The sequence below is a fragment of the Anaerostipes stercorihominis genome, from assembly GCF_057535655.1.
On the sequence record NZ_BAAJCL010000006.1, the window covers coordinates 73,732 to 98,320 of the forward strand.

Annotated in this window: 26 protein-coding genes and 1 pseudogene; 25 read left to right on the forward strand and 2 right to left on the reverse strand. The window is 40.8% G+C overall.

Annotated features, from left to right (window positions below; translation table 11 throughout):
* The first annotated feature begins 108 nt into the window (after nucleotides 1–108).
* The 18 genes and pseudogenes from dinB (at nucleotide 109) to AC27EF_RS07800 (ending at nucleotide 14,168) form a co-directional block, all read left to right on the forward strand.
* Complete coding sequence (gene dinB / locus AC27EF_RS07715; protein WP_390428653.1) at nucleotides 109–1,356, forward strand: DNA polymerase IV; 1,248 nt, start codon at nucleotides 109–111, stop codon at nucleotides 1,354–1,356.
* A gap of 14 nt (nucleotides 1,357–1,370) precedes the next feature.
* Nucleotides 1,371–1,583 carry a LexA family protein gene (locus tag AC27EF_RS07720; RefSeq protein WP_257465343.1) on the forward strand — a complete coding sequence of 71 codons (213 nt, stop codon included), beginning with the start codon at nucleotides 1,371–1,373 and terminating at the stop codon, nucleotides 1,581–1,583.
* Nucleotides 1,584–1,595: 12 nt separating this feature from the next.
* Nucleotides 1,596–1,835 carry a hypothetical protein gene (locus tag AC27EF_RS07725; RefSeq protein ID WP_054335621.1) on the forward strand — a complete coding sequence of 80 codons (240 nt, stop codon included), beginning with the start codon at nucleotides 1,596–1,598 and terminating at the stop codon, nucleotides 1,833–1,835.
* Nucleotides 1,836–2,085: 250 nt separating this feature from the next.
* Nucleotides 2,086–2,658, forward strand: coding sequence for an ArpU family phage packaging/lysis transcriptional regulator (locus tag AC27EF_RS07730; protein WP_012744267.1), 573 nt, complete (start codon nucleotides 2,086–2,088; stop codon nucleotides 2,656–2,658).
* A 9-nt stretch (nucleotides 2,659–2,667) separates the two neighbouring features.
* The gene (locus tag AC27EF_RS07735; protein WP_257465342.1) at nucleotides 2,668–3,039 is read left to right on the forward strand and encodes a hypothetical protein; all 372 of its coding nucleotides are present in this window, start codon (nucleotides 2,668–2,670) and stop codon (nucleotides 3,037–3,039) included.
* A gap of 91 nt (nucleotides 3,040–3,130) precedes the next feature.
* Nucleotides 3,131–3,982: a PD-(D/E)XK nuclease family transposase gene (locus AC27EF_RS07740; protein ID WP_257465359.1), complete on the forward strand. Its 852-nt coding sequence runs from the start codon at nucleotides 3,131–3,133 to the stop codon at nucleotides 3,980–3,982.
* A gap of 184 nt (nucleotides 3,983–4,166) precedes the next feature.
* Complete coding sequence (locus AC27EF_RS07745; protein ID WP_227596989.1) at nucleotides 4,167–4,481, forward strand: helix-turn-helix domain-containing protein; 315 nt, start codon at nucleotides 4,167–4,169, stop codon at nucleotides 4,479–4,481.
* A gap of 154 nt (nucleotides 4,482–4,635) precedes the next feature.
* Nucleotides 4,636–4,848, forward strand: a complete 213-nt coding sequence (locus tag AC27EF_RS07750; RefSeq protein ID WP_257465341.1) for a sporulation initiation factor Spo0A C-terminal domain-containing protein — start codon at nucleotides 4,636–4,638, stop codon at nucleotides 4,846–4,848.
* Between the two features lie 7 nt (nucleotides 4,849–4,855).
* Nucleotides 4,856–5,287: a hypothetical protein gene (locus AC27EF_RS07755; protein WP_257465340.1), complete on the forward strand. Its 432-nt coding sequence runs from the start codon at nucleotides 4,856–4,858 to the stop codon at nucleotides 5,285–5,287.
* 254 nt (nucleotides 5,288–5,541) lie between these two features.
* Nucleotides 5,542–6,087, forward strand: coding sequence for a sigma factor-like helix-turn-helix DNA-binding protein (locus AC27EF_RS07760; protein WP_257465339.1), 546 nt, complete (start codon nucleotides 5,542–5,544; stop codon nucleotides 6,085–6,087).
* A 575-nt stretch (nucleotides 6,088–6,662) separates the two neighbouring features.
* A complete protein-coding gene (locus AC27EF_RS07765) occupies nucleotides 6,663–7,043 on the forward strand; it encodes a type II toxin-antitoxin system PemK/MazF family toxin (protein WP_012744261.1) in 381 nt (126 codons plus the stop codon).
* Nucleotides 7,024–7,272, forward strand: coding sequence for a DUF6870 family protein (locus AC27EF_RS07770; protein ID WP_055152282.1), 249 nt, complete (start codon nucleotides 7,024–7,026; stop codon nucleotides 7,270–7,272). The genes AC27EF_RS07765 and AC27EF_RS07770 overlap by 20 nt, the downstream gene beginning before the upstream one ends.
* Nucleotides 7,273–7,404: 132 nt before the next feature.
* Nucleotides 7,405–9,096, forward strand: coding sequence for a recombinase family protein (locus AC27EF_RS07775; protein ID WP_173771419.1), 1,692 nt, complete (start codon nucleotides 7,405–7,407; stop codon nucleotides 9,094–9,096).
* 1 nt (nucleotide 9,097) lies between these two features.
* The gene (locus tag AC27EF_RS07780) at nucleotides 9,098–10,789 is read left to right on the forward strand and encodes a recombinase family protein (protein WP_487110052.1); all 1,692 of its coding nucleotides are present in this window, start codon (nucleotides 9,098–9,100) and stop codon (nucleotides 10,787–10,789) included.
* Complete coding sequence (locus AC27EF_RS07785) at nucleotides 10,786–12,363, forward strand: recombinase family protein (protein WP_487110054.1); 1,578 nt, start codon at nucleotides 10,786–10,788, stop codon at nucleotides 12,361–12,363. The genes AC27EF_RS07780 and AC27EF_RS07785 overlap by 4 nt, the downstream gene beginning before the upstream one ends.
* Nucleotides 12,364–12,484: 121 nt before the next feature.
* A pseudogene (locus tag AC27EF_RS07790) lies at nucleotides 12,485–12,682 on the forward strand (tyrosine-type recombinase/integrase); the annotation flags it as partial.
* Nucleotides 12,683–12,860: 178 nt separating this feature from the next.
* Complete coding sequence (locus AC27EF_RS07795; protein WP_487110056.1) at nucleotides 12,861–13,328, forward strand: low molecular weight protein-tyrosine-phosphatase; 468 nt, start codon at nucleotides 12,861–12,863, stop codon at nucleotides 13,326–13,328.
* Between the two features lie 69 nt (nucleotides 13,329–13,397).
* Nucleotides 13,398–14,168 carry a MerR family transcriptional regulator gene (locus AC27EF_RS07800; RefSeq protein ID WP_487110058.1) on the forward strand — a complete coding sequence of 257 codons (771 nt, stop codon included), beginning with the start codon at nucleotides 13,398–13,400 and terminating at the stop codon, nucleotides 14,166–14,168.
* A 2-nt stretch (nucleotides 14,169–14,170) separates the two neighbouring features.
* Here the strand turns inward: AC27EF_RS07800 and AC27EF_RS07805 are convergent, their stop codons facing one another.
* Both AC27EF_RS07805 and AC27EF_RS07810 read right to left on the reverse strand, forming a co-directional pair.
* A complete protein-coding gene (locus AC27EF_RS07805; RefSeq protein WP_487110114.1) occupies nucleotides 14,171–14,848 on the reverse strand; it encodes a TIGR03915 family putative DNA repair protein in 678 nt (225 codons plus the stop codon).
* A gap of 93 nt (nucleotides 14,849–14,941) precedes the next feature.
* Nucleotides 14,942–16,402, reverse strand: coding sequence for a putative DNA modification/repair radical SAM protein (locus AC27EF_RS07810; RefSeq protein ID WP_487110060.1), 1,461 nt, complete (start codon nucleotides 16,400–16,402; stop codon nucleotides 14,942–14,944).
* Between the two features lie 147 nt (nucleotides 16,403–16,549).
* Here AC27EF_RS07810 and AC27EF_RS07815 point away from each other — a divergent pair, with 147 nt between their 5' ends.
* From AC27EF_RS07815 to asnB, 7 genes are read left to right on the forward strand one after another with little or no spacing between them, the layout of a single operon-like run.
* Nucleotides 16,550–18,289 (forward strand): ABC transporter ATP-binding protein, encoded by a 1,740-nt coding sequence (locus AC27EF_RS07815; RefSeq protein WP_487110062.1) that lies wholly within the window; start codon nucleotides 16,550–16,552, stop codon nucleotides 18,287–18,289.
* On the forward strand, nucleotides 18,273–20,024 hold the full coding sequence (locus AC27EF_RS07820; RefSeq protein ID WP_487110065.1) for an ABC transporter ATP-binding protein: 1,752 nt from the start codon (nucleotides 18,273–18,275) through the stop codon (nucleotides 20,022–20,024). The genes AC27EF_RS07815 and AC27EF_RS07820 overlap by 17 nt, the downstream gene beginning before the upstream one ends.
* Before the next feature lie 28 nt (nucleotides 20,025–20,052).
* Nucleotides 20,053–20,640, forward strand: a complete 588-nt coding sequence (locus AC27EF_RS07825; RefSeq protein ID WP_487110067.1) for a chromate transporter — start codon at nucleotides 20,053–20,055, stop codon at nucleotides 20,638–20,640.
* A complete protein-coding gene (locus AC27EF_RS07830) occupies nucleotides 20,637–21,197 on the forward strand; it encodes a chromate transporter (RefSeq protein ID WP_487110069.1) in 561 nt (186 codons plus the stop codon). The genes AC27EF_RS07825 and AC27EF_RS07830 overlap by 4 nt, the downstream gene beginning before the upstream one ends.
* 51 nt (nucleotides 21,198–21,248) lie before the next feature.
* Nucleotides 21,249–22,148 carry a dipicolinate synthase subunit DpsA gene (gene dpsA, locus AC27EF_RS07835; protein ID WP_487110071.1) on the forward strand — a complete coding sequence of 300 codons (900 nt, stop codon included), beginning with the start codon at nucleotides 21,249–21,251 and terminating at the stop codon, nucleotides 22,146–22,148.
* Nucleotides 22,132–22,722: a dipicolinate synthase subunit B gene (locus tag AC27EF_RS07840; RefSeq protein ID WP_487110073.1), complete on the forward strand. Its 591-nt coding sequence runs from the start codon at nucleotides 22,132–22,134 to the stop codon at nucleotides 22,720–22,722. Before dpsA ends, AC27EF_RS07840 begins: the two co-directional genes overlap by 17 nt.
* Nucleotides 22,723–22,734: 12 nt before the next feature.
* Nucleotides 22,735–24,588 carry an asparagine synthase (glutamine-hydrolyzing) gene (gene asnB, locus AC27EF_RS07845; RefSeq protein WP_487110075.1) on the forward strand — a complete coding sequence of 618 codons (1,854 nt, stop codon included), beginning with the start codon at nucleotides 22,735–22,737 and terminating at the stop codon, nucleotides 24,586–24,588.
* The last annotated feature ends 1 nt before the right edge of the window (nucleotide 24,589 follow it).

The following is a 24,589-nucleotide window of genomic DNA, read 5'->3' on the forward strand; positions in this document are numbered from 1 at the left end:
AAAAACAACCAAGATGTAGCTTGACTATCTCCAAAATGTAGATGTATACTAAGCATACAGAAATTGATAAGACATCATGCTGAACGAAACGGCTGGGAGGTGAAAAAATTGAGTGAACGTGTAATCCTGCATAGTGATATGAATTGCTTTTATGCAAGTGTGGAAATGCTGCATCATCCGGAATTTGCCGGAATGCCGTTGGCAGTCGGTGGTGATCCGGAAGCAAGACACGGGATTGTGCTGACAGCAAATTATATTGCAAAGCGAAAAGGTGTAAAGACCAGAATGGCATTATGGCAGGCAAAACAGATTTGCCCGGAAATCATATTTGTACCACCACGGATGGATTTGTATTTACGATTTTCACAGATGGCAAGAGAAATCTATTCGGAGTATACGGACAAGATTGAGCCATATGGGATTGATGAATCCTGGCTAGATGTATCAGACAGCAGAAATCTGAAAGGAAGTGGAATAACGATTGCACGAGAAATCAGCCATCGGATTAAATACGAACTGGGTATAACGGTAAGTATTGGAATTTCCTGGAATAAGATTTATGCGAAACTTGGTTCAGATTACAAAAAGCCAGATGCGATTACAGAGTTTAACCGGGAAAATTATAAAAGTATGATTTGGCAGCTTCCTGCATCGGATCTGCTTTATGTTGGAAGACAGACTCGGAAGAAACTTCAGAAGCTGGGGATCCGAACCATTGGGGAACTTGCAGAAAGTGATGAAGCAATGTTAGAAAGCCATTTTGGAAAGATGGGAATTGTGTTATGGTCATTTGCAAATGGTTGGGACAATGATCCAGTTTGCAAAGACGGGTATGCAGCTCCTGTGAAGTCAATCGGCAATAGTACCACAACTCCAAGAGATTTGGAAGATGATCTGGATGTTTGGATTATTCAGATGGCACTGGCAGAAAACGTTGCAGCAAGATTGAGAAAGCATGGTTTTAAATGCAAAACGATAGAAATTACGGTTCGAGACAATGGCTTGTTTCGTTTTTCGAGGCAGAAACAATTACATCATCCGACAAATATAACAGATGAGATTGTGACAGCAGCATTTCAGTTGTTTAAAGATCATTATAAATGGGAGCATCCAATCAGAAGCCTTGGTATACGAGCAGTAGATCTTGTGTTGGATAATATTCCCGTGCAGTTGGAACTTTTTGGTAATCAAGAGAAACAGGAAAAATTAGAAAAGATGGATCGTACTGTAGATGAGATCAGACGACGGTTTGGATATTTCAGTATACAGCGAGCGGCAATGTACCAAGATAAAGTCTTATCCCACTTGGACGCTGGTACACATACGGTCCATCCACACAGTTATTTTCATGGATAATGGGAGGGATAAATTTGAAACAGACATTAACCAGAAAACAGGAAGAAAGCTATCAGTGCATTTTGAATTATACGAAGGAGCATGGATATCCGCCGACAGTCCGGGAATTTGGAAAACTGATCGGAGTAAGATCAACGTCATCTGCTTCTTCCAGAATCAAGCAGTTGGAACAAAACGGATATATCCGAAGGATTCCGGCATCGCCAAGAGCAATAGAAATCTTATAGTGAGGTGCCGGTATGAATAAAGTATATGTAGATGTAGTGGCAGAGTTTCGGAAAGACGGAAAACTGGTTCCTATATTCTTTACCTGGGAAGATGGAAGAAAATATAACATCGACAGAATTTTGAAAATCGAGCGATGTGCCAGCAGAAAGGCAGGCGGTGTAGGAATGATGTACACCTGTATGATACAGGGACAGGAAAGCCATTTATTTTATGAAGTGGATAAATGGTTTATGGAGAGAAAAACAGCATAAGGAGAGATAGGTATAGACGATATTATTTGGATTATTAACCGGCAGGGATAGTCACTTTCCCTTTATATTCCTGCAGGTTTTACATAAGAAGATGGATTCCGGTCAGCAAAGGCAGCTCCCACAATGTCTTTTGGATATCCGCTTCTGCAAGTTGTAGTGAGTAATTGCTTCCCATCAAAATCATGGGGAAAGCGAACTGGTCTGAAAGACCGCCAGTTAGTGTGATTATGATAAGGAGAATAAGAAACTGATGACAGACAGAGATTATGCAATTAAATCAATGAAAGAAATTACCTTCCAGATGGCAAGCCATGCACAGGATTATCTGGAAGTTACAATCGAAAGACATTATACTGATATTAAAGAACTGATGACAAGTTACCAGAAGCTGATTTTGGAAAATCAGGTCGTATTGGAAGAACTGGATATGGAGTGTCAGGAGAAGATCAATGAAGATATGGCATATGCGTTAAGCTACCTGAGCATTTATAATCATCAGCTTAACGTGCCAAAGATGCACCGGGAGATGAATAACCTGATGATTATTTATGGGCTGTCAGACATGATCTATCGGGGAATGACACTGGTGAAATTTTATGCTCCCAATGGTGTGACACTCAGTGAAATTCTTCATTCCTGCTTTTGCAGTCATTACAATAAGACAGATGTGGAAGTGCAGCAGGAACTGGGAATAGGCAGGACTTCTTTTTATAAAATGAAGAAGCAGGCACTTGGGTATTTAGGATTTTATTTTTATGAAATTGTAGTGCCACAGGCAAAAGATAAGAGATTCAAACCGTCATTAGGCGTTGAGGAAGAGTAGGTGGGAGTTATGAGATACGAAGATTCGATGAAAGGTGTAGCTGCTCAGATAATCAAAGAACAGCAGCGAGCCAGTAAAATAAAAAACAATCCAGAAGAGTTCCATTGGCATGACGAATATACAACGTTGAATTTCTTTCGGTTTATCTGCGAAAATATCGGTAACTTGGGAAATGGAGAAATTGAGAAAATGGTCACACGCTTGAAAAGCATAGATCAGAAAGCAGTGGAAAACCATGTGAATGGTGCTGTTTGGGCATTTGATTATGATAAGATGTTCTGTGTACTGATGGAAAATGAAATTTGCCGAAAAGTGTGTGAAAAGAATAAATATAATAGTTGGATGAAGCTGATTGGAAATTATTGTTTTCAAGTGATGTAGGATAAAATAGTGGCTTGTGAAAAGCTGGTTTTGATGTTAAGATGAAATTGGGATAGGAGACATCTAGGAACCTATCTTGACACAGCAAAGAATGGAGGCGGGAGTGAACGTGGCAAAGGAAGAAATCGTGAAAACAGAAGAATTAGAAACACGTTACGAGAGATACAAGGGTATCTTAAAAGACCTTACCATCATGAGCGATGTGTTCATGCGGAATGTATTTAAGAAACGGGAATGTACGGAATATGTGCTGCAGGTGATTATGGATAAAAAGGATCTGAAAGTTATCGATCAGGTTCTTCAGAAGGACTATAAGAATTTACAGGGGCGTTCAGCTATTCTGGATTGTGTTGCCAGGGATTCAGATGGCAAACAGATGGATGTGGAAATCCAGCAGGACAATGAAGGAGCATCTCCAAAACGGGCAAGATATCATAGTGGTCTGATGGATATGAATATATTAAATCCAGGGCAGGATTTTGATGAACTGCCAGAGAGTTATGTGATCTTCATCACCAGAGACGATGCACTTGGTTATGGACTTCCGATTTATCATATAGACAGGAAGATCGAAGAAGTCAGTGAAAATTTCAAAGATGAGGCTCATATTATTTATGTAAATTCTAAGAAGCAAGAAGATACTGAGTTAGGCAGATTGATGCACGATCTTCACTGTAAGAATGCGGAAGATATGCATAGTAAGATACTTGCAGACAGAGTATACGAATTGAAGGAAACACAGAAAGGGGTGGAATTCATGTGCCGTGAGATGGAACAGATTTATAGTGAAGGTATTGAAAGTGGTGAGCTGAAAAAAGCAAAGGCCTCAGCATTATCCATGGCTGCGGATGGAATGAAAGTTGATAAAATAGCCCACTATCTTAATGTGAGTGCTCAAATGGTGAAGAAATGGATCGATGAGAGCATGAGTGTTACAAAATAACAACAGAATCGTAATGAAGCTGCCAGAAAAAATGATTTATCTGGTGGCTTCTTTTTATATTGATATATAAAATATCTGTACTAGTTCTGTAGAACTATTGTAGTATCTGCGGATTCTGTATCTTTTGATTATCTATCGGTATACTAATTTTAGACCGAATTATCGTTCTGAAGGAGGTGTTACGATGGATTTAAAAGCGGTTGGTCAGCGAATCAAGGCTGCAAGAGAAGCAAAAAATCTTACCCAGGAAGAACTGGCAGCGCTGGTAAATTTAAGTACAACACATGTCAGTGTGATAGAAAGAGGATTGAAAGTAACAAAATTGGATACCTTTGTAGCAATCGCCAATGCACTTGATGTATCGGCGGATGCACTGTTGATAGATGTTGTGACACATTCTGTTACAGGTGTTACCAATGAATTGTCTGGTATGATAGAAAAATTGCCAAAGAACGAACAGAAAAGAGTTTTAAATGCGGTCAGAGCTTTGGTAGACTAATAGAATTAATTGCGAAATAGAAGAGCATAAAGCTCTTCTTTTTTTGTCTATTTTTATGAATCCATTTGTAAAACCCGTCTTTTTTCACGATTAAAACCATGGTATAGTAGTTCTAAAGAACTATATCTAATTCTATAAAATTGGAGGCGGACAAATGAGAGAGAAAACTATTTATGAAAAGATTGCAGAAAAGTACAACACAACACCAGAAGAGGTACGCAGAGAAATGCAGATAGCCATAGATGCAGGATTTGATAATCCCGATCCGGCTGTGCAGGAAGAATGGAAGAAAATGACACTTAGAGGAGACAGACCTACACCGGAAGAAGTGATCAATTACGCAGTAAAACAATTAAAAGGAAATTAATGAAAATATGAAGAAAAAGATAATTGCAGTGATCTCTGGAGCAGTGATCATGATAATTGCTGCAGGAAGTATTTATGGGAAACCTGAATCCGGTCATAAGGAAGGTGAACCGGATGTGGTAGGAACATTTTCCGTAAATCGGGATGAAAATCTAACTGTAGTCGCTAACCGGGAAAATATTGAGAATAGAGAAGCGTTTGCAAGAGAACTTTTGCAGATGTACAAGGGTGATTCTTTTCGTTCGACAAAATTCTCCACAGACAGGGGATATGCGACGAGCCTTGATATGAACATCTATTTATGGAAAGAGGATATTGAAGATGGGGAATCGGTAATGACAGCCGAATACAGACCTGTAGAATATGGAAAGGACTATGATGTTGTCAATAATCCTGATAAATTTCAACTATATATAGATGGAAAAGAAGTAGAAGAATAACACGGTGAATTTTTTATACTGAAATATGTACGATTTCAATAATGACGTGAACTTATGGGAACGTATTGCGGATACTTTGTGAACATTATCCTGATACAATGATTATGCTGATGAAAGAAGGCATAGATAACTGAATACAAAAAAGAGACGAAAGCCTCAGTAGTTAAGAAAAAAACTACTGGGGCTTTTTTCGTGCCTGAATTTCTCAGCCAATAACTGCGGGTATGTCCCGGCAGGATAAAGGAGGAGCAGGCATGATTCTAAACAGAGGTCCGCCTTCTGGATTTGAAACGAGCAACAAGATTTCAAATTCAGGAGGAACGGATATGTATATTGAACACCCATATTTTTATGAAGGAAAGTACTACGCAAATATTGATGGAGAAATGATCGAGATTACAAAAGAAGTTGCGTATGCGATGAACAACTTTTACAGAAGCAGCAAGGCAAAAAAAGTTGAGATTAAGAACGAAGAAGGGAAAGTCGTGGATAAGATGCTGCGGGAAGTACCTTACAGTGGTCAGTCCATTGATGGAGAAGGCTTTATGATAGAGGATTTCCCGGATCTGAATTGTGACGTGGAGTACAGTGTACTGACGAAAATGGAACAGCAGGATATTCATAAAGTGATTAATCAGCTGAATACCGAGGAACGCATGATTATTTATGGCATTTTCTTTGAAAATAAGACACAGACACAGATGGCAGAGATTATGGGGATTTCCCGACAGGTATTAGCGTACAAGCTGAAAACAATCCTTAATAAAATGCGTGAAATGTATATGAAAGAATTTTTTTAAAAAATTTTTGGAAAATTTTTTGCATTTGCCGAAGTCATTTGACTTTAGTAATTAGAGGAGCTTTAAGGACTCCCTAAAATGCACCATGATAACTGAATATCCAATAATAACTGACGTGACATTTCATACAGTGAGCACGAGGAAGATGCCGCTATAGGATTAAAAGACGTAAAAACATTTTTAGAGCTAATAATGCTGCGAAAAAGCACTGACCAAAGCCAGTCGGCAGGCTGGTGATGCGATGACATGTGTGAGATGCGATACACTTGCAGACCCTGAGAAGTCTGTAACTGGTAAACCTATGAACTGCCAGAGCCTGGAAACGAGAGTTTTTGGGTTGTGGTCCGGAGTATAGCATTCGGACAGGTTATTATTCCCTTCCTGCAGATGCAGGAGTAACGATTCGGGATATCGAGGATAAATAGAATCGAGCGAGCACTGTTTAATAATCAAATTGGCTATAGAGGTTATGCGGCAGAGCTTTCTATCTTGGAAAGGAACTCTGCCGTATTCCTGTGGAGCCAATATAGCGCTATGAATGCTTTACAAATAAAAAAAGATTGGAGAGATGACAAGTGACGATTCGAAGAGGAGATATTTTATGGGCGGATCTCGGTATGTTTCCGACAACCTCGGTTCAGGGTGGAGTACGACCGGTGATCGTGGTAAGTAACAACAAAGCTAATACATACAGTTCAGTCATTACAGTAGTTCCGCTGACGTCAAGAATATATAAGAAGCGGTATTTACCAACACATGTATTTATCAGTAAGTACGATATGACAGGGATCCGAAAAGGAAGCCTGGCATTGGCTGAACAGGTTATGAGCATTTCTACAAAATGTATTATTGAGAAATGCGGAAGAGTAAATAAGTGGAGCCTGGATCGGGTACTGAAAGCAGTACGGATTCAGATGGGAATGGAAGGAGAAGGGCATGACAGCAGAGGAATATAGAAATTATCTGGATCAGGATTTCAGTGATGTGGATATCAATGAAATGACTGATCTACGGATGATAAAAGCAGACAGAAATAAGCCGCTTCAGGAACGGAGAGATATTTTTCTGAATAAAGTAGGAAATCCTTATCTGGTCCGGATCGGTAATATGAAAGTAAAAGTCAGATTTGCAAATAACGGTATATCTATGGAGCAGGCATTTGAGAATATGCTTCTGAGTGTCTGAAAAAGTATGCTTCTGAGTGTCTGAAAAAGTACTGGTAAAATTGAGGGGACTGTGTTAGAATGTCGGTAAGGACAAATTATGCAGCCCCCTTTTATTACATGGATTTTCTGACGTAATAAAAGGAGGTAAGATATGTATCAGAATATCAACAAAATCTATCATGCCGCCATCTATGTCAGATTATCTAAAGAAGATGGCGATATTTCCAGTTCAGCAAAACTGGAAAGTAACAGCATTTCTAACCAGAAAGCTTTGATTCTGGATTTCCTGAAAGACAAAAAAGATATTGAAGTTGTTTCAGTCCGAGTTGATGATGGATACTCAGGCTCTAATTTTGAGCGCCCAGCATTCCAGGCAATGCTGGAAGATATCCGGCGTGGGATTGTAGACTGCGTAGTGGTAAAAGATTTATCACGATTTGGAAGGGAATATATTGATTCCGGGAAGTATATCGAGAGATTATTCCCGGCTCTTGGTGTGCGTTTTATTGCCATCAATGATAATTATGACAGTCTTAAGGGAAAGAATCAGGCAGACGAAATCATTATCCCATTTAAAAATTTAATCAACGATGCTTATTGTCGTGATATTTCTATTAAGATCAGGAGTAATCTTGAGATTAAGAGGAAAAAAGGCGAGTGCGTGACTCCGTTTGTAGCATTTGGATACAGGAAGACAAAGACAGATAAGCATAAATTAGAGATTGACCCATCGGCAGGCAGTGTAGTACAGGATATTTTTAAGATGAAGCTGCAGGGAATGAGTCAGGATGCGATCGCTAATCGTTTAAATGAACTGGGTATTCTTTCCCCATTTGAGTATAAAATAAGCAGCGGCAGTCGTTATGAAACAGGTTTCCGGCAGAAAGAACAGGCACTTTGGAGTTCCGTTACGGTTCGCAGGATACTGGAAAACGAGGTTTATATCGGAAATCTTGTGCAGGGAAAAAGGACAACACCGAACCATAAAGTGAAGCAGACTTATGTGAAACCGGAAGATGACTGGATCCGAATTGAGAAAAACCATGAGCCACTGGTGAGTGACCGTGATTTTGAAATTGTTCAGAGACTTCTGGGCATGGATACACGTACTTCACCTGACCAAAAGCAGGTATATCTGTTATCCGGAATTGCTGTATGTGCGGATTGTGGTGCACCTATGACAAGAAAAGTTTCTACTGTGGCAGGAAAAAAATATGCTTATTATTTATGTTCCACAAATAAAGAAACAAAACGCTGTTCCAGTCATAGAATACCGGAAAAGGATCTGGAAGATGCCGTACTGGTGATGCTGAAACAGCATATCCAGAATATCCTGCACCTGAAAAGAGTCCTGGAATTTATTGGTACTGTGCCATTTCAGGAAATCAATATGAAGAAGCTGCAGGATAGGCTGGAGAAGAAAAAACAGGAGACAGAACGCTGCAAGGAGTTACGAATGATGCTCTATTCGGATATGAAAGAGGGCATTGTATCAAAAGAAGACTATGTAGAGCTTCATGCAGCCTATGGAAAGAGGCTTAGAAATGCGGAAGAGAGTATCCGTGCGATCCAGAAAGAAATGGATAGTGAGCTGGAAAAAGCAGACAATGCAAATACCTGGCTGGATTATTTTGCGAAATATCAGAATATTGAAGAACTGTCCCGCACTGTGGTGGTAGAACTGATCAGGCAAATCCGAGTATATGATAAAAAGAATATAGAGATCACTTTTGATTTTGATGATTGTTATCAGACATTGCTGAATCAATTACCCGCTATGGGAGTTGATACAGTAATAGATAATGATAATAATCTGCAGGTCAAGGTAAAGGAGGTTGTATAAAATGGCACGAAAGAGCAGGAAAAACATTCCGGAAGTAGTCAGCAGTGCAACCGTCCAGACAGAGGTAAGCAGACCGTTCCGGGCAGGATTGTATGCCAGAATTTCAATGGAAACAGAAGAAACATTAGAAAGAGGAACGATAGAAACCCAGGTGGAATTGATGAAAAACTTTGTAGCAGATACGGAAGATATTTCGGTTGCGGAAGTTTATAAGGACTCAGACTATTCAGGTACAAATTTTGACCGTCCCGGATTCGTACAGATGATGGAAGATATCAAGCATGGAAAAATCAACTGTGTTATTGTAAAAGATTTGTCCAGACTTGGAAGAAATTATGTCGAAACCAGCAATTATATTGAACGAGTATTCCCGTTTTTCCATGTAAGATTCCTGGCTGTGACAGATGATTTCGATTCCTTCAGAGAGGGTGTAGATATTACAGTTCCACTTAAGAATATCATCAATGAGTTCTATTCGAAAGACCTTGCCAAAAAGAGTAGCAGCGCAAAAAAAGCACTTTGGAAAAAAGGAAAATTTACAAGTGCCTGGGAACCGTATGGTTACAGAAAGTCAGAAGAAGACCATCATCAGCTGATTGTTGATGAAGAAGCTGCAGAACATCTAAAAAGTATATTTTCTATGTATATGGATGGCAGGAACTATAGTGATATTGCAAGACAGCTCAATAAAGATGGAGTTTTATCGCCGACTTTACAGAGAAAATTCTATAAAACTGGTGAAAAGCCGCTTCCGGAGTCAAAACCCTGGAACAATTATGAAGTGAAGCGAGTACTTCAGGATGTTCATTGCACAGGTGATTCTGTATTTGGAAAATATCAGCAAAGTGTTTTCCAGGGAAATAAACAGAGAAACCGACCAGAGAGTGAATGGGTGCATGTGGAGAACACGCATGAAGGGATTATAGATAGAGAGTTGTTTCAACAGGTACAATCTAAAATCCAGGAATATACGGAGGCTTATAAGAAGAAACATCAGCAGAACAATGGGGCTATTCGAAACCATAATTTCTATACAGGAAAGATATGGTGCGGAGGCTGTGGCAACCGCATGACGTTGTCCAGAGAAAGAAATGGCACATTCTTTTATATCTGCGGAGCCAATACTAACCATAAATCCGGAGGAAAGCAATGCAAAGGGCACAGAGTCAGAAAAGAATATGTGGATGACGATGTTCTTCGCCTGATCCAAACGCATATGAAAACCGTATTGGATACAGAAAAAATGATTCAGGAAATGAATGCAGCTTCCAAAAATCAGACAGAGTACCTGCTTTTGGATAAAGAGGTGGGGAAACTTCGACGGGAACTAAGCCGTATCAGTAAGCGTAAATCGGATTTATATGAAGATTACTCGGAACGTTTGATTACAGAAGAAGAGTACATACAGTTTTCTCGGATCTATTCCAATGAAATTGAGAATATCAAGAGCCGTCTGGACACAGTATTGGCGGCACAGGTTCGGTATTCCCAGGATTACCACATTGAAGAAGGCTGGGGAAATGTGATACATACTTATATGTCAAAGCGTAAGCTGACAAAAGAAATGGCAGATGCCTTTGTGGATTCAATTATTATCCATGGTAAGTATGATTATGAGATCAAGCTGGTATATGACGATCAGTTTGCAGATTTACAGAAATTAAAGAAAGAGAAGGAGGCGCAGTCAAGATGACAGATCATAGAAAAACAGCTGTTTATATCCGTTTATCCGCAGAAGATGACAATGTAGATGGCAGAGCCAAAAAAGAGAGCGACAGTGTAACTTCTCAGAGAATTCTGTTAAAATCATTTGTGATTGATCAGCTGGGTGTAGCTGAGGCTGCTATCCTGGAATATGTGGATGACGGTGTCAGCGGCACTCATTTTAAACGGCAGGGATTTCAACAGCTGCAGGATGACATGAAAAGCGGAGAAATCGGCTGTGTAGTTGTAAAAGACTTTTCCAGATTTGGAAGAGACTATCTGGAAGTTGGATTTTATATTGAATATATTTTTCCACTTCTACAGATACGATTTATTTCGATTAATGACAGCTATGACAGTGCAGCAAGCAGCGGAATGACTGGTGGAATGAATGTGGCATTGCAGAATCTGGTATACAATATGTATAGCCTGGATTTGTCCAAGAAAATTTCATCAGCATTGCAGACAAGAACGAGAAATGGTACACGCCTTCCGGTAAATGCCAGATATGGCTATAAAAAAGGAAAAGATGGAAGGCTGGAAGTAGATCCGGAGGCTGCAAAAGTTGTGAAAATGATTTTTAAAATGGCAGCGGAAGGAACAAGTTTTGCAGATATTACAAGGGAATTGAACAGACAGGCGATTGCCACTTGTGATGAGCAGAAATTATCAAGAGGGGACCAGGTGCAGTTCCAGAGGTTTGACACGATCAAAAAGAAACACTGGAGCCCTACGACAGTAGCGGCAATTGTCCGGGATGAGATTTATATTGGAACCAGAATCTGGGGAAAAACACGTTGCAGTATGCATACCGGTCATAAAGCAGTTCTGAATGATGAAACAGAATGGGTTCGCCTGGAAAATCATCATACGGCAATTATAGACAGGGCATTGTTTGAAAAAGCAAATGAAATGCATCCGAAAAAGAAGAGAAGTGTTGCGGAATCACGCACCAATTTTATTCTGGAAAGGCGTAAAAAACAGCCGGCATTACTGATATGTGCCAACTGTGGGCATTCTTTACTAAAAGAAACGGAGCATCTGCTAAAATGCTCAGATGCTCGAACCAATGGAGATCCTGTGTGTCGAAGTCTGGTGATCCGACGGGAACCGCTGGAGGAGAATATCCTTGGGCTTGTTCATCAGTATGCAGCGTCAATGTTGGAAAAAGAAAAGAAAGTATCTTCCAACAGGCAATGCGACTACAAAGAGATCAATACCGCAGAATTGCAAAAACAGAGCCGACAGTTGACCTCGGAAAAGATGAAACTCTATGATGATTACAAAGATGGTCGTATAGATCGTGATTCGTATAAGCAGAGAGCTGGAAAGATAAGTGGACAGCTGGATGAAATAAAACGAAAGATTGAAGATGCGGAGAATAGCAAAAAGCTTCTTGAACAAAATGAACTTTCTGATAAAATAAAACTAAAAGATTTCTTGGGAATTCAGAAGTTCGATACAGAGAAGCTGCGTGAGATTATCAAGGTGATCCGTGTTCATAGTCAGGATGAAATTGAAATCGAATGGAATTTTGACGATATTTTTTCGGAACAGAGATAACTTGAGCAGGACAAGAATGACTTATCAGAAGATAATAAAGGTGCTGGGACTACCTGATGGAAGCGTCAGATAGTCTTCGGCAGAAAAAAATAAAATTTTTTTTGTCCTATACTTGACACATCCACATGTTTGCCGACATACCTTTTGTTCTAATATGGCAAAGTCGGGAATGAACCCTAAGACATTACAGAAGATTATGGGACATTCAGATATAGGAGTTACGCTGAATACATACACGCACTTGGACTTTGACGATATTCAAAAAGAGATGAAAGAAGTCTGCAATCGGTTGCCAAGCATGCGTGAAAAGGTTCAGTGAACCTTTTCTTAGCTAGTTGTAAAGTTGTAAAATAAGGGTGGTTTTACAACTTATTTTACAACTTTTGGCTGCCAAAACATGAGAATTTATAAGAAGATACAGAAACTACAAGAAAAATGAAAGTTGTAAAAAGCCTTTAAATACAGGGAAATACGACGATTTAAGGAGATATAAGAACATGATAAAAATACTATTCATTTGCCACGGCAATATCTGCCGTTCGACAATGGCTCAGTTTGTTTTTCAGGATTTGGTTAACAAAAAAGGCCTGCAAAATGAATTTTATATTAATTCGGCGGCTACCAGCAGAGAGGAGCTGGGAAATCCTCCGCACCATGGAACGGTGCAGAAAATGAGAGAAACAGGAATTCCTGTACTAAAACATCGTGCAGTACAAATGACAAGACAGGATTACGAAGAATATGACTATTTGATAGGCATGGATCATCTCAATCTCCGGAATATGAAGCGGATTGTGGGAAATGATCCGGAACAGAAAATTCATTTATTATTAGATTATTCTCAGTGTCCAAGAGATATTTCTGATCCGTGGTATACAGGAGACTTTGATGCAACATACCGAGATGTAAAAGAGGGATGTGAGGGATTTTTAAAATATTTATTAGAAAACGAAAATATCGAATAAAAATCCTTGACTTTGACGTAGCGTCAACTGATATTGTCTGATTACAGCATAAAAAATCAGGAGGGAAATATGATGGAATACAGTATTCGTCAGTTATCAGAATTAACAGGAGTCAGTGCACGGGCTATAAGGTATTATGATCAAATTGGCTTGCTGCATCCCAAGCGAACCAATGAAGCGGGATATCGTTATTATGGTTCCAAAGAAATTAATTTGCTTCAGCAGATTTTATTTTATAAAGAAAGAGGTTTCGAGCTCTCGCAAATCTCAGAAATTATTTATAATCAGGATTTTAATAAACTTCTGGCGATGGAAGAACATTTGGAGCAGCTGGAAGAAGAGAAAAAAAGAATTTCCCGGATGATTGATACTGTAAAACAGACGATTGCGTCAATGAAGGGAGAAGTAAGCATGAGTGATATGGAAAAGTTTCAAGCGTTTAAGAAGAATTTGGTAGAACAAAATGAGCAGGACTACGGAGAAGAAATCCGAGAAAGTTATGGTGATGAAGCAGTGAATGCATCGAATCATAAGATACTGCATATGACCAAAGAAGAGTATCAGAAGTTTCAGATATTGGAATATGAAATAAAAAACTGTTTGGAAAAAGCAGTAAAGAACAAGAAACTGCCTGATAGTGAAACTGCAAAACACATGGTGGATCTTCATCGGCAATGGCTTCAAATGACTTGGAATTCTTATTCATCAAAAGCACATAAAGGGCTGGCGCAGCTATATGTTATGGATGAGCGTTTTAAAAAATATTATGATAAAAATGTAGAGGGCTGCGCGCAGTTTTTAAAAGAAGCAATTGAATTTTGGACACGAGAGGTTTCATAAGATCAGTGAAATTCCGGCATGTGTTTCCGATACCAAAGAGGGAGCATGTTTCGCTGACAGCGGAGATTTTTTCGCTCTTTGATACCAATATGATCAAAGAAGCCCTTCCAAAGCTCTATAAATGGATCATCTGTTTTTTCGGACAGCTGGTCTATTTCTTTTTCAGAAAGAGAGGTCAAATAATAGTCCTGATTCATTGGATGTACGATGGCAGTGTTTCTTTTGTCATCAACAATGATCCAGTTTTCAGAGGGAAGCCGGTCTGCGAAATGGGGGGCTATAAGAGTCAGAACATTGCTTTTCGGCTCAATATGACTGATAAGAATATTTTTCCGAATGTTGGAAAATCGAAGAAATTCATTATGATAGTGGGCTTCATTTCCAACGGTTCGATTGAGCTCAAAAATTCTCATAACAACGGGCTCCTGCAGAAAATCAATGACACGGGGACCATAATGGAATCCAGCGATAAGAAAGCGATAAATGGAATCCAGCTTGTCTTCCTGATCGGACATGGCTGCGCGATAAATCATTTGATAAGCACGAAAAGAAATCTTTTGTTGGATGGAGCGTACAACGCTGGCAGTTTTTTCGGAATCTGCATGGACATGGCGGTATTCGCAGAAAAGTTCCAAATTTCCAATGGCTTCTGTTTTAAGCCGCACATTGGAATGCCCCAGACGGGATGCTCATGCATCGTAGATACACGTCATCATAGCATCAAAATGATCCTGGCAGGTAAAAATAGTGGTCATAGATGGAACTCCTTCCTGTTATAGTTGTCCAAAAATAGATTTTTGAGAGTCTTCTTCTGTTGCGTCCGATGCAAAATGGAAATCATCAAAAAGCGAAAGTTGACGGTAGGTTTGAGGATGATCAATTTCCCAGTTTTGTCGGGAGTCTTCACCGATCAACTGCCGGGTAATAAAATTTTCCTCGATGGGGATTCGATACATCATCTTTCCGCTGCATGTAATAAAATATTTGGCGCGTTTTAATACAACGCCCATTTTTTTCAGATGATCAAAATTTAAAACTCCCTGCCTTCGGGCTTTGATGATTCGATATGCAGATTTTACGCCAATTCCCGGAACTCGAAGCAGAGTGTCGTAAGGAGCGCGGTTAATCTCCACAGGAAATTGCTCCAGATGGCGCAGAGCCCAGTCGCACTTGGGGTCCAGCAGAATATTAAAGTTTGGACGGTCAGCACTCAATAATTCTTCAGCATGAAAACCATAAAAACGCAGCAGCCAGTCTGCCTGATAGAGGCGGTGTTCCCTCAAAAGAGGAGGAGGCGTTCCGATTGGAGGAAGAGCAGCGTCATCATTGAGAGGAACGTAGGCAGAGAAAAAAACACGTTTCAAGTCATACTGCTGATAGAGCTTTTGGGTGGTAGAGAGAAGCTGTAAATCATTTTCGGCAGTTGCTCCGATGATCATTTGGGTGCTCTGACCGGCAGGAACGAAAGGAGCAGGTTTTCCGGCGGCGGAAGGAAAATATTGATGGGAAGCAGAGGATTCCAGACGGTAGGGGTTATGTTTAAAAATGGTGTGATGAAGATAACGACTGCTGTTGGAGCGCTCCATTTTAGGATCTTTTCCTATGGCAAGGCGGTGCCCGATAATTCCGTTTTGTATTTGACGAATCGGTTTTACTAAAGCTTTGGGATTTTTATGCGGAGCCATTTTTTTCAGTCCGCCAACGGTCGAAAGTTCCAGATTGACACTCATACGATCAGCAAGATATCCCATATTTTCAATTAATTCATCGGGAGCTCCGGGGATCGCTTTGACATGAATATAGCCGTTAAAATGATATTTAGTACGAAGGAGATAAACGGTCTGGTACATAAGCTCCATTGTATACAAGGGACTTTTTACAATACCGGAGCTTAGAAATAATCCTTCGATATAATTTCTTCGGTAAAATTCAACGACCAGAGTACAGATCTCTTCCGGCAGAAAAGTGGTGCGGATTCTGTCGTTGCTGGAGCGGTTTAAACAGTATTTGCAGTCGTAAATGCACTCATTGCTTAGAAGAATTTTTAAAAGCGAAACACACCGTCCGTCGGAAGAAAAGCTGTGGCAGATTCCGGCAGCCTCTGTATTACCAAGATATCCTTTTTTTCCACGGCGGCTGGAGCCACTGGAAGTGCAGGCAACATCATATTTTGCAGCATCGGCTAAAATATTTAATTTTTCATTGAGTGATAGCTCTCTGGATGTAATTTCCATCGTACGGCCTCCGAATGTATGTTTGCAGATATTGTATCACAAACATCTGTTCGAGTCAATGGAAAAGGCAGGATTTGTATCCAAAATCCTATTATGTTATACTTGATGAAAAAGTATAAGAAAGCAATGAAGGAGAAGGAGAGAAAAATGGAGCGTTTGCTGGGATATTTAAAAAAGCATCCGGTGGTAACGATTTTAGCGCCATTGTTTAAGATGCTGGAAGCGTGTTTTGAATTATTTGTTCCATTGGTGGTAGCAAAGATGATTGATGTGGGAATTTATGAAAAAAACATCGGCTGCCTGCTGAATATGGGAGGTCTGTTGATTTTGCTTGGCGTAATTGGTTTTGGGTTTTCAATTACGGCGCAGTATTTTGCGGCAAAATCTGCGGTATCGACGGGAATGGCAATGCGAAGTGATTTATTTGCGCATATTCATACCTTCGATTATCAGGAAATTGACCGACTGGGAACCTCTACCTTAATGAATCGAATGACGGGTGATATATATCAGGTGCAGAATGGGGTTAATATGTTCTTGCGCCTGTTTTTGCGTTCTCCGTTTGTGGTATTGGGCGCGATGGTCATGGCATTTGTGGTAGACCGCAGAGCTGCTGTTTCTTTTGTCATTACAATTTTCGCTCTTGCCATGGTTGTGGCTCTGATTCTGTGGATTACAATGCCAATGTATCAGCGGGTACAAAAGCAAATGGATCAGGTTTTGAAATCAACAAGGGAGAATCTTCTGGGAATCCGTGTGATTCGCGCGTTTCATCGAGAATCCTATGAGCAGGAGTCTTTTCGTGGGGAAAGCAAACGGCTTTATGAGAAACAAATGTTTGTGGGAAAAATTTCTGCGCTTTTAAATCCCATCACCTATGTGACAGTTAATCTTGGAATGATTGCGATTCTCTGGTCGGGAGGTCATCAGGTGGACGCGGGAGATTTATCACAGGGACAGATCATTGCGTTAATTAATTATATGTCTCAGATTTTGGTGGAATTGGTAAAGCTGGCAAATCTTTTGATTTTGCTTTCCAGGGCTTTGGCGAGTTTGAGACGGGTAGATCAGGTGTTCGGTGCTGCCGCCTCCATGAAGGAGATGGGAAGCTGTGAGGTTTCTCACCGGCAGGGAACGCCGGTTCTTACATTTGAGCATGTCAGATTTGCATATGAAGGTTCTGCAACAGATACGTTAAAGCCTTTTGATTTTCAGGTGATGGAAGGAGAAACTGTGGGAATCATTGGAGGAACAGGATCAGGGAAATCCACGCTTGTACAGTTAATTCCCAGATTTTATGATGTTTCCGGGGGAAGAATTCTATTGTATGGGAAAGATTTAAGAGAGCTCAAACCGGAATTTGTTCGGAAAAAAGTAGGAATGGTTCCCCAAAAGGCGATGCTGTTTCAGGGAACATTAAGAGAAAATATGAAGTGGGGAAAGGATGACGCCCGCGATAATGAAATTTATGATGCCTTGGAAATTGCGCAGGCAAAAGAGTTTGTAGATGCCAGAAAAGAAGGATTGGATTTCAAAATTGAGCAAAATGGAGGAAACTTGTCAGGAGGTCAAAAACAGCGGCTGACCATTGCGAGAGCTCTGGTCCGAAAACCTGAAATTTTGATTTTGGATGACAGTGCTTCTGCGCTGGATTTTGCAACCGACGCGAAGCTTCGGAAAGCAATCAAAGAAACAACAGAGAATATGACAGTATTTCTTGTCTCGCAGAGGATTTCAACAATAAAGAACGCAGATCAAATTCTGGTATTGGATGATGGTGCTGTGGTGGGAATCGGAAATCATAAAACATTGCTGAAAAGCAATCCGGTTTATCAGGAAATCTGTGCGTCTCAAATGTCAGGAGAGGAGGATGCCTATGAAAAGTAGGAAGAAAAAAACACTGCGAAGGATTTTTCATTATATCAAATCTTACCGTTTATGGATTGTGGTATCGCTTCTGCTGGCGTTGCTTACCGTTGGTCTTACTCTCTATGTTCCTATTCTGATCGGAAGGGGTGTAGATTTGATGGTGTCTAGAGGAAGAGTAGATTTTATCGGTCTGTTTACTGTGATAAAAAAGATGCTTGGCTGTGTGATGATAACGGCAGTTTGTCAGTGGCTGATGAATCATGTAAATAATAAAATTACCTATAAGATCGGAAAAGATCTGAGAATACAGGCGTTTGATCATCTTCATAAGCTTCCGCTTTCTTATATAGACCGCCACTCTTCGGGAGATCTGATCAGCAGAATTGTTACAGATATTGAACAGTTTACCGATGGTCTGCTGTTGGGGTTTACCCAGTTGTTTACCGGAGTGGCAACCATTGCGGGAACTATCTGTTTTATGCTGGGGATCAATGTCTGGATTACGCTGGTCGTTGTGGTTTTAAGTCCGCTTTCTTTTTTAATAGCCTCATTTATTTCAAAAAGAAGTTTTTCGATGTTTCAGAAACAATCATTTGTCAGAGGGCAGTTAACCGGATTTGTAAACGACATGCTTGGTGGAATCAAAGTTGTCAAAGCGTTTGATCGGCAGGAGGCGGTTCAACAGGAGTTTGACCGGATCAATCGGGAGCTGTCAGATTATTCTCTTCGAGCGACCTTTTACTCTTCTATAACCAATCCGGCTACGAGATTTATGTATTCAGGAATTTATGCCGGAGTGGCAATTGCCGGATGCGTTTCGGTGATTTTGGGCAGAATTTCTGTAGGACAGCTGTCCAGCTTTTTAAGCTACACGAATCAGTATACAAAACCTTTTCATGAAATTACCGGTGTCATTACTGAGTTTCAGAACTCGTTGGCATCTGCAGCGAGGGTTTTTGAATTTCTGGATGAAGAGATGATGGAACCTGAGCCGCCGGATGCAAAGGTGTTATCCCAGGTAGAGGGAAAGGTGGACTTGGAACACGTAGACTTTTCGTATGTTCCGGAGGTTCCGCTAATGAAAGATTTTCAGCTTCATGTAAAACCGGGACAGAGAATTGCGATTGTCGGTCCTACCGGATGCGGAAAAACGACGTTGATTAACCTTTTGATGCGGTTTTATGATGTCAGCGGAGGAGTCATTAAAGTGGAGGATTTGGATATCCGGGATGTAACAAGGCAAAGCTTAAGATCAAGTTATGGTATGGTTCTTCAGGAAACGTGGCTGAAAGCAGCGACCATTCGGGAAAATATTTGCTATGGAAAACCAGATGCTTCAGAAGAAGAAGTGATTCAGGCGGCAAAGGAGGCAAATGCCCATGGATTTATTTCCAGGATGCCGGAGGGGTATGATACAATGATTGCAGAGGGCGGCGGAAATCTGTCACAGGGGCAAAAACAGCTGCTTTGTATTGCAAGAATTATGCTGAGTCTGCCTCCGATGCTGATTTTAGACGAGGCGACTTCTTCGATTGATACGATGACGGAAATTCGTATTCAAAAGGCATTTGAGACAATGATGATGGGAAGAACCAGTTTTGTGGTCGCGCATCGTTTGTCTACGATACGGAATGCCGATGTGATTTTGGTTATGGAGAATGGGCAGATTATAGAGCAGGGAACTCATGAGCAATTGCTGGAAAAGAACGGCGCTTATGCAGAACTTTTTAACAGTCAGTTTGCTCCTCAGTAAGAGGCAGATGGAAAAGAGGGGGAGATGAATGAAGAATTCAAAAGATCAGGCAAAAAAATCTGTGTTTGTCCAATTGTTTTTGGCTACGTTTTATTTAAGCGCATTTACGTTTGGCGGGGGATATGTGATTATAACGCTGATGAAGAAGAAGTTTGTCAACGAATATCATTGGATTGAAGAGGAGGAGATGTTAGATCTGGTGGCGATTGCCCAGTCGTCACCGGGGGCCATCGCGGTCAACGGAGCCATTGTCGTCGGATATAAACTTGCCGGAATTTCCGGAGTTCTGCTTTGTGTTTTTGCGGCGATTTTGCCTCCTTTTTTGATCATTTCGGTGATTTCGGTATGTTACGATTTATTTCGACAAAATTCTATTATATCATGGATGCTTTCCGGAATGCAGTCGGGAGTCGCAGCAGTCATTGCTTCAGTTGTATTTGAAATGACAGGAGCTTTGATGGAAAAAGAAAACAAAGCAGAATCCATTGGAATTTTTCTGGGAGCTTTTTTAGCCAATGCGTGGTTTGGAGTCAATGTAATTTATATTATTTTGTTTTGTATCGGAGCCGGCTTGATAAAGTATTGGATTTTGAGTAGGGGGGATAAAAGATCATGATTTTTCTTCGTCTGTTTTTTTGCTTTTTTCAAATTGGCCTGTTAAGCTTTGGAGGCGGATATGCGGCTATGCCGATGATTCAGCATCAAGTCGTCGAGCTGCATCACTGGATTTCCATGGCAGAATTTACGGATCTTATAACTATATCGCAGATGACGCCGGGACCCATTGCAATTAACGCTGCGACCTTTGTGGGAATTAAAATTGCAGGACCGATGGGAGCTGCGGCTGCGACGGCAGGATGTGTGTTCCCATCCTGTGTGATTGTAACGGTGATCGCTTGGTTTTATCTGCGGTATCGTCAGATGGAAGGACTACAAAAGGTTTTAAATACACTGCGCCCGGCGGTGATTGCACTGATTGCTGTATCAGGCGTTACCATTCTGATCCAGACACTGTTTGGCGGGAAAGCGCTCTCCTGGGATAATTTTTATGTGGGACAGGCGGGGATTTTTTTGATTTGTCTGTATTTTTTGATAAAGAGACGGAAAAATCCGATCTTTGTTATGATTCTGGCCGGAATATTAAATACTGCAGGACATTTGCTGTTTTTATAGAAGAGGAAAAGAACCATTTCAATAAAAGAACATATACTATGAAAAGAATGGATGAGAGGAAATCATTCTGCGATGTATGATTTTGCAGTGATTGGCGGAGACCGCCGTCAGGTATATTTAGCAAATTATTTAAAAAACCGAAGATACCGGGTCATTGTATATGGCACGGAAGAACAGGATTTGGAACAGGAATGCAAAACAGCAGAGTCACTTTTGGACGCAGTCACATCGGCAAATTGTGTCATTGGGCCTGTTGTTTTTTCAAAAGATGGGGAAAAGATTGTGTCCAAGCAGAAAAAGAGTTCCATGGAAGTGAAGGAATTGCTGGAAGTACTGACCGGTGGCCAAAGTCTTTTTGGGGGATGTATTTCAGAAGAAATTCAAAAAATATGTTATGAAAAGGGAATTTTACTTTATGATTTTATGGAAATGGATGATGTGGCGATTTATAATGCCATTGCCACGGCAGAAGGAGCCATTGTAAAAGCCATGGAATTAAAACCGGTAAACCTGCATGGAAGCCGATGTCTGGTTTTGGGATACGGAAGATGCGCCAGAGTTCTGGCATCGAAATTGAAGGGGCTAAATACAAAAGTTTCCATTTGTGCCAGAAAAGAAGCGGCAAGAAGTCAGGGCGAGGCCGATGGATTTGATCTTATGGATTTTAAAGCGCTTTCAAGACAGATTCCGCAGTTTGATTATATTTTCAATACAGTTCCGGCTGTGATATTAAAAGAGGATTTGTTGAAAAGAGTGTCGAAGGAGGCCTGCATTGTGGATATTGCATCTGCCCCCGGAGGTGTCGATTGGAAGGCGGCAAAGGAGCTAAAAATCTGTGCTTATTTATGTCCCAGCCTTCCGGGAATTTATGCGCCCAAATCTTCGGGAATCCGATTGGCAAAGAAAGTATTGGAGTTAAAAGGGAGGGGTCAAAATGCAGTTGGAAAATAAACGAATCGGCGTTGGACTGACAGGATCTTTTTGTACCTTTGAGAAAGCTTTTGTGCAGATGGAACGACTGATCGAGGAGGGAGCTGCGGTGCATACGGTTTTTTCTGACGCTGCGCAGACCATAAACAGCCGATTCGGAAGAGCGGAGGATTTCTTAAAAAGAGCAGAAGAAATGACGGGACATGAACCGATGACAACCATTGAGGCTGCCGAAGTTATTGGACCGACGGGCTGTCTGGATGCCTTGGTGCTGCTGCCCTGTACGGGAAATACGATGGCAAAGCTTTCCGGCGGAATTACGGATACTCCGGTTTTGATGGCGGCAAAGGCGCAGCTTAGAAATCAAAAGCCGGTGATAATTGCACTCTCAACAAATGATGCGCTGGGTATGAATTTAAAAAATATTGGGCATCTTTTCAATCATAAATATATTTATTTTGTGCCTTTTGGGCAGGATGATCCGGAGAAAAAGCCAAACTCCATGGTGGCACATATGGAGTTGCTGATTCCTGTCATTTTAAAGGCGTTGGAAGGAAAACAATATCAGCCTATAATTTGGAATCAAGCAGAATGAGAGGAATGTTGTATGTGTGGAATTGCAGGGTTTGTCAATACAGATGGTCCATATGGGAAATCAAGAGAGAATTGGGAAATGGTGTTGGAGCAAATGAATCAGGTTCAAAAACACCGGGGACCCGACGATGAAGGAGTCTATTTAGAAAATCGCTGCGGTTTGGGGCATGTCAGACTGTCGATTTTGGATCTTAAAAAGGGACATCAGCCTATGATCCGTCAGAAAGATCATGGAGAATGTGCGATTTTGCTGAACGGAGAGATTTACAATATGAAATTGCTGAAGGAAAAACTTCAAAAGAAGGGGGCAAAATTTCAAACAGACAGTGATACGGAAGTGGTTTTGGTTGGATATATGCGCTATGGGATTTCCTTTACAGAGCAATTAAACGGAATTTTTTCCATTGCAATTTGGGACGGAACCTTAGGCAAGCTGTTTTTAATTCGGGATCGTCTGGGAGTAAAACCTTTGTTTTATACAAAACTTGGAAATACTCTTGTTTTTTCCTCTGAGATGAAAGGGTTGTTTTGCTATCCGGGAGTGGAGCCGGTGATTGACAGAGAGGGAATTGGTGAAATTTTCGGATTGGGACCGGCAAAGTCTTATGGAAAAGGCGTTTTTCAGGGAATTTTGGAAGTACTGCCCGGACATTTTCTGGAAATAGACAAGGAGGGCGTGAAAGATCACAGTTATTGGAAGCTGGAGGCCAAGGAACATAAAGATTCAGTTGAGGATACCATTGAGAAAACCTCCTGGCTGATTCATGATGCCGTAAAACTGCAAATGCTTTCAGACATACCAATCAGTACTTTTTTATCTGGAGGTGTAGACAGCAGTCTTGTCACAGCAATTTGTGCCAAGGAGCTGAAAAAAGAAGGGAAGCAGCTAAATACATTTTCCTTTGACTTCTGGAAAAATCATGAGTATTTTCAAGCAAATGCTTTTCAGCCGTCAGAAGACCGCCCCTGGGTAGAACGTATGGTGGAGTTTGCAAAAACCAATCATCATTATTTAGAATGTAGAAATACAGAACTGGTTTCCTATTTATACAAAGCAGTGGATGCCAGAGATCTTCCTTGTATGGCAGATGTGGAGTCATCCATGCTGTATTTTTGTTCCAAGGTTGTAAATTATAATAAAGTAACGCTAACCGGAGAATGCGCAGATGAAATTTTTGGCGGATATCCGTGGTTTCATAAAAAGGAATGCTTTGAGGCGGATAATTTCCCATGGTCTATGGATATGGAACCGAGGAAAGCATTGCTGCAGGACGCTGTGTTAAAAAAGGTAGATTTGGAAGCCTATTCCAGAGCGGCATATGAAAAAACGATCAATGAAACTCCGTCTTTATATGGAGAAGATCGGACAGAAGCCAGAAGAAGAGAGATTTCTTATTTGAATCTTCGTTGGTTTATGGTAACCTTGCTTGACCGGATGGACCGCACGAGCATGCATTCGGGTCTGGAAGCAAGAGTTCCTTTTGCAGACCATCGGATTGTAGAATATCTTTATAATGTTCCGTGGGAAATGAAGTGTCTGGGAGGAACGGTCAAAGGTTTGCTGCGGGCGGCGGGAAGGGAGGATCTTCCTTATGAGGTTTTATATCGGAAAAAGAGTCCTTATCCAAAAACTTATGACCCTGCATATGAAAAGATTCTTGGAGGAGAACTGCGAAAAGTAATGGCAGATAAAAATGCACCGATCAGAGAGCTGATTGATCTTGAAAAATTAACTAGATTCCTTGACAGTCCGAAGGATTACGGAAAACCATGGTATGGGCAGCTGATGGCTGGTCCTCAGATGATTGCGTTTTTGCTTCAGGTAAATTATTGGCTGGATCACTATAGGATTACAATGAAATTATAAC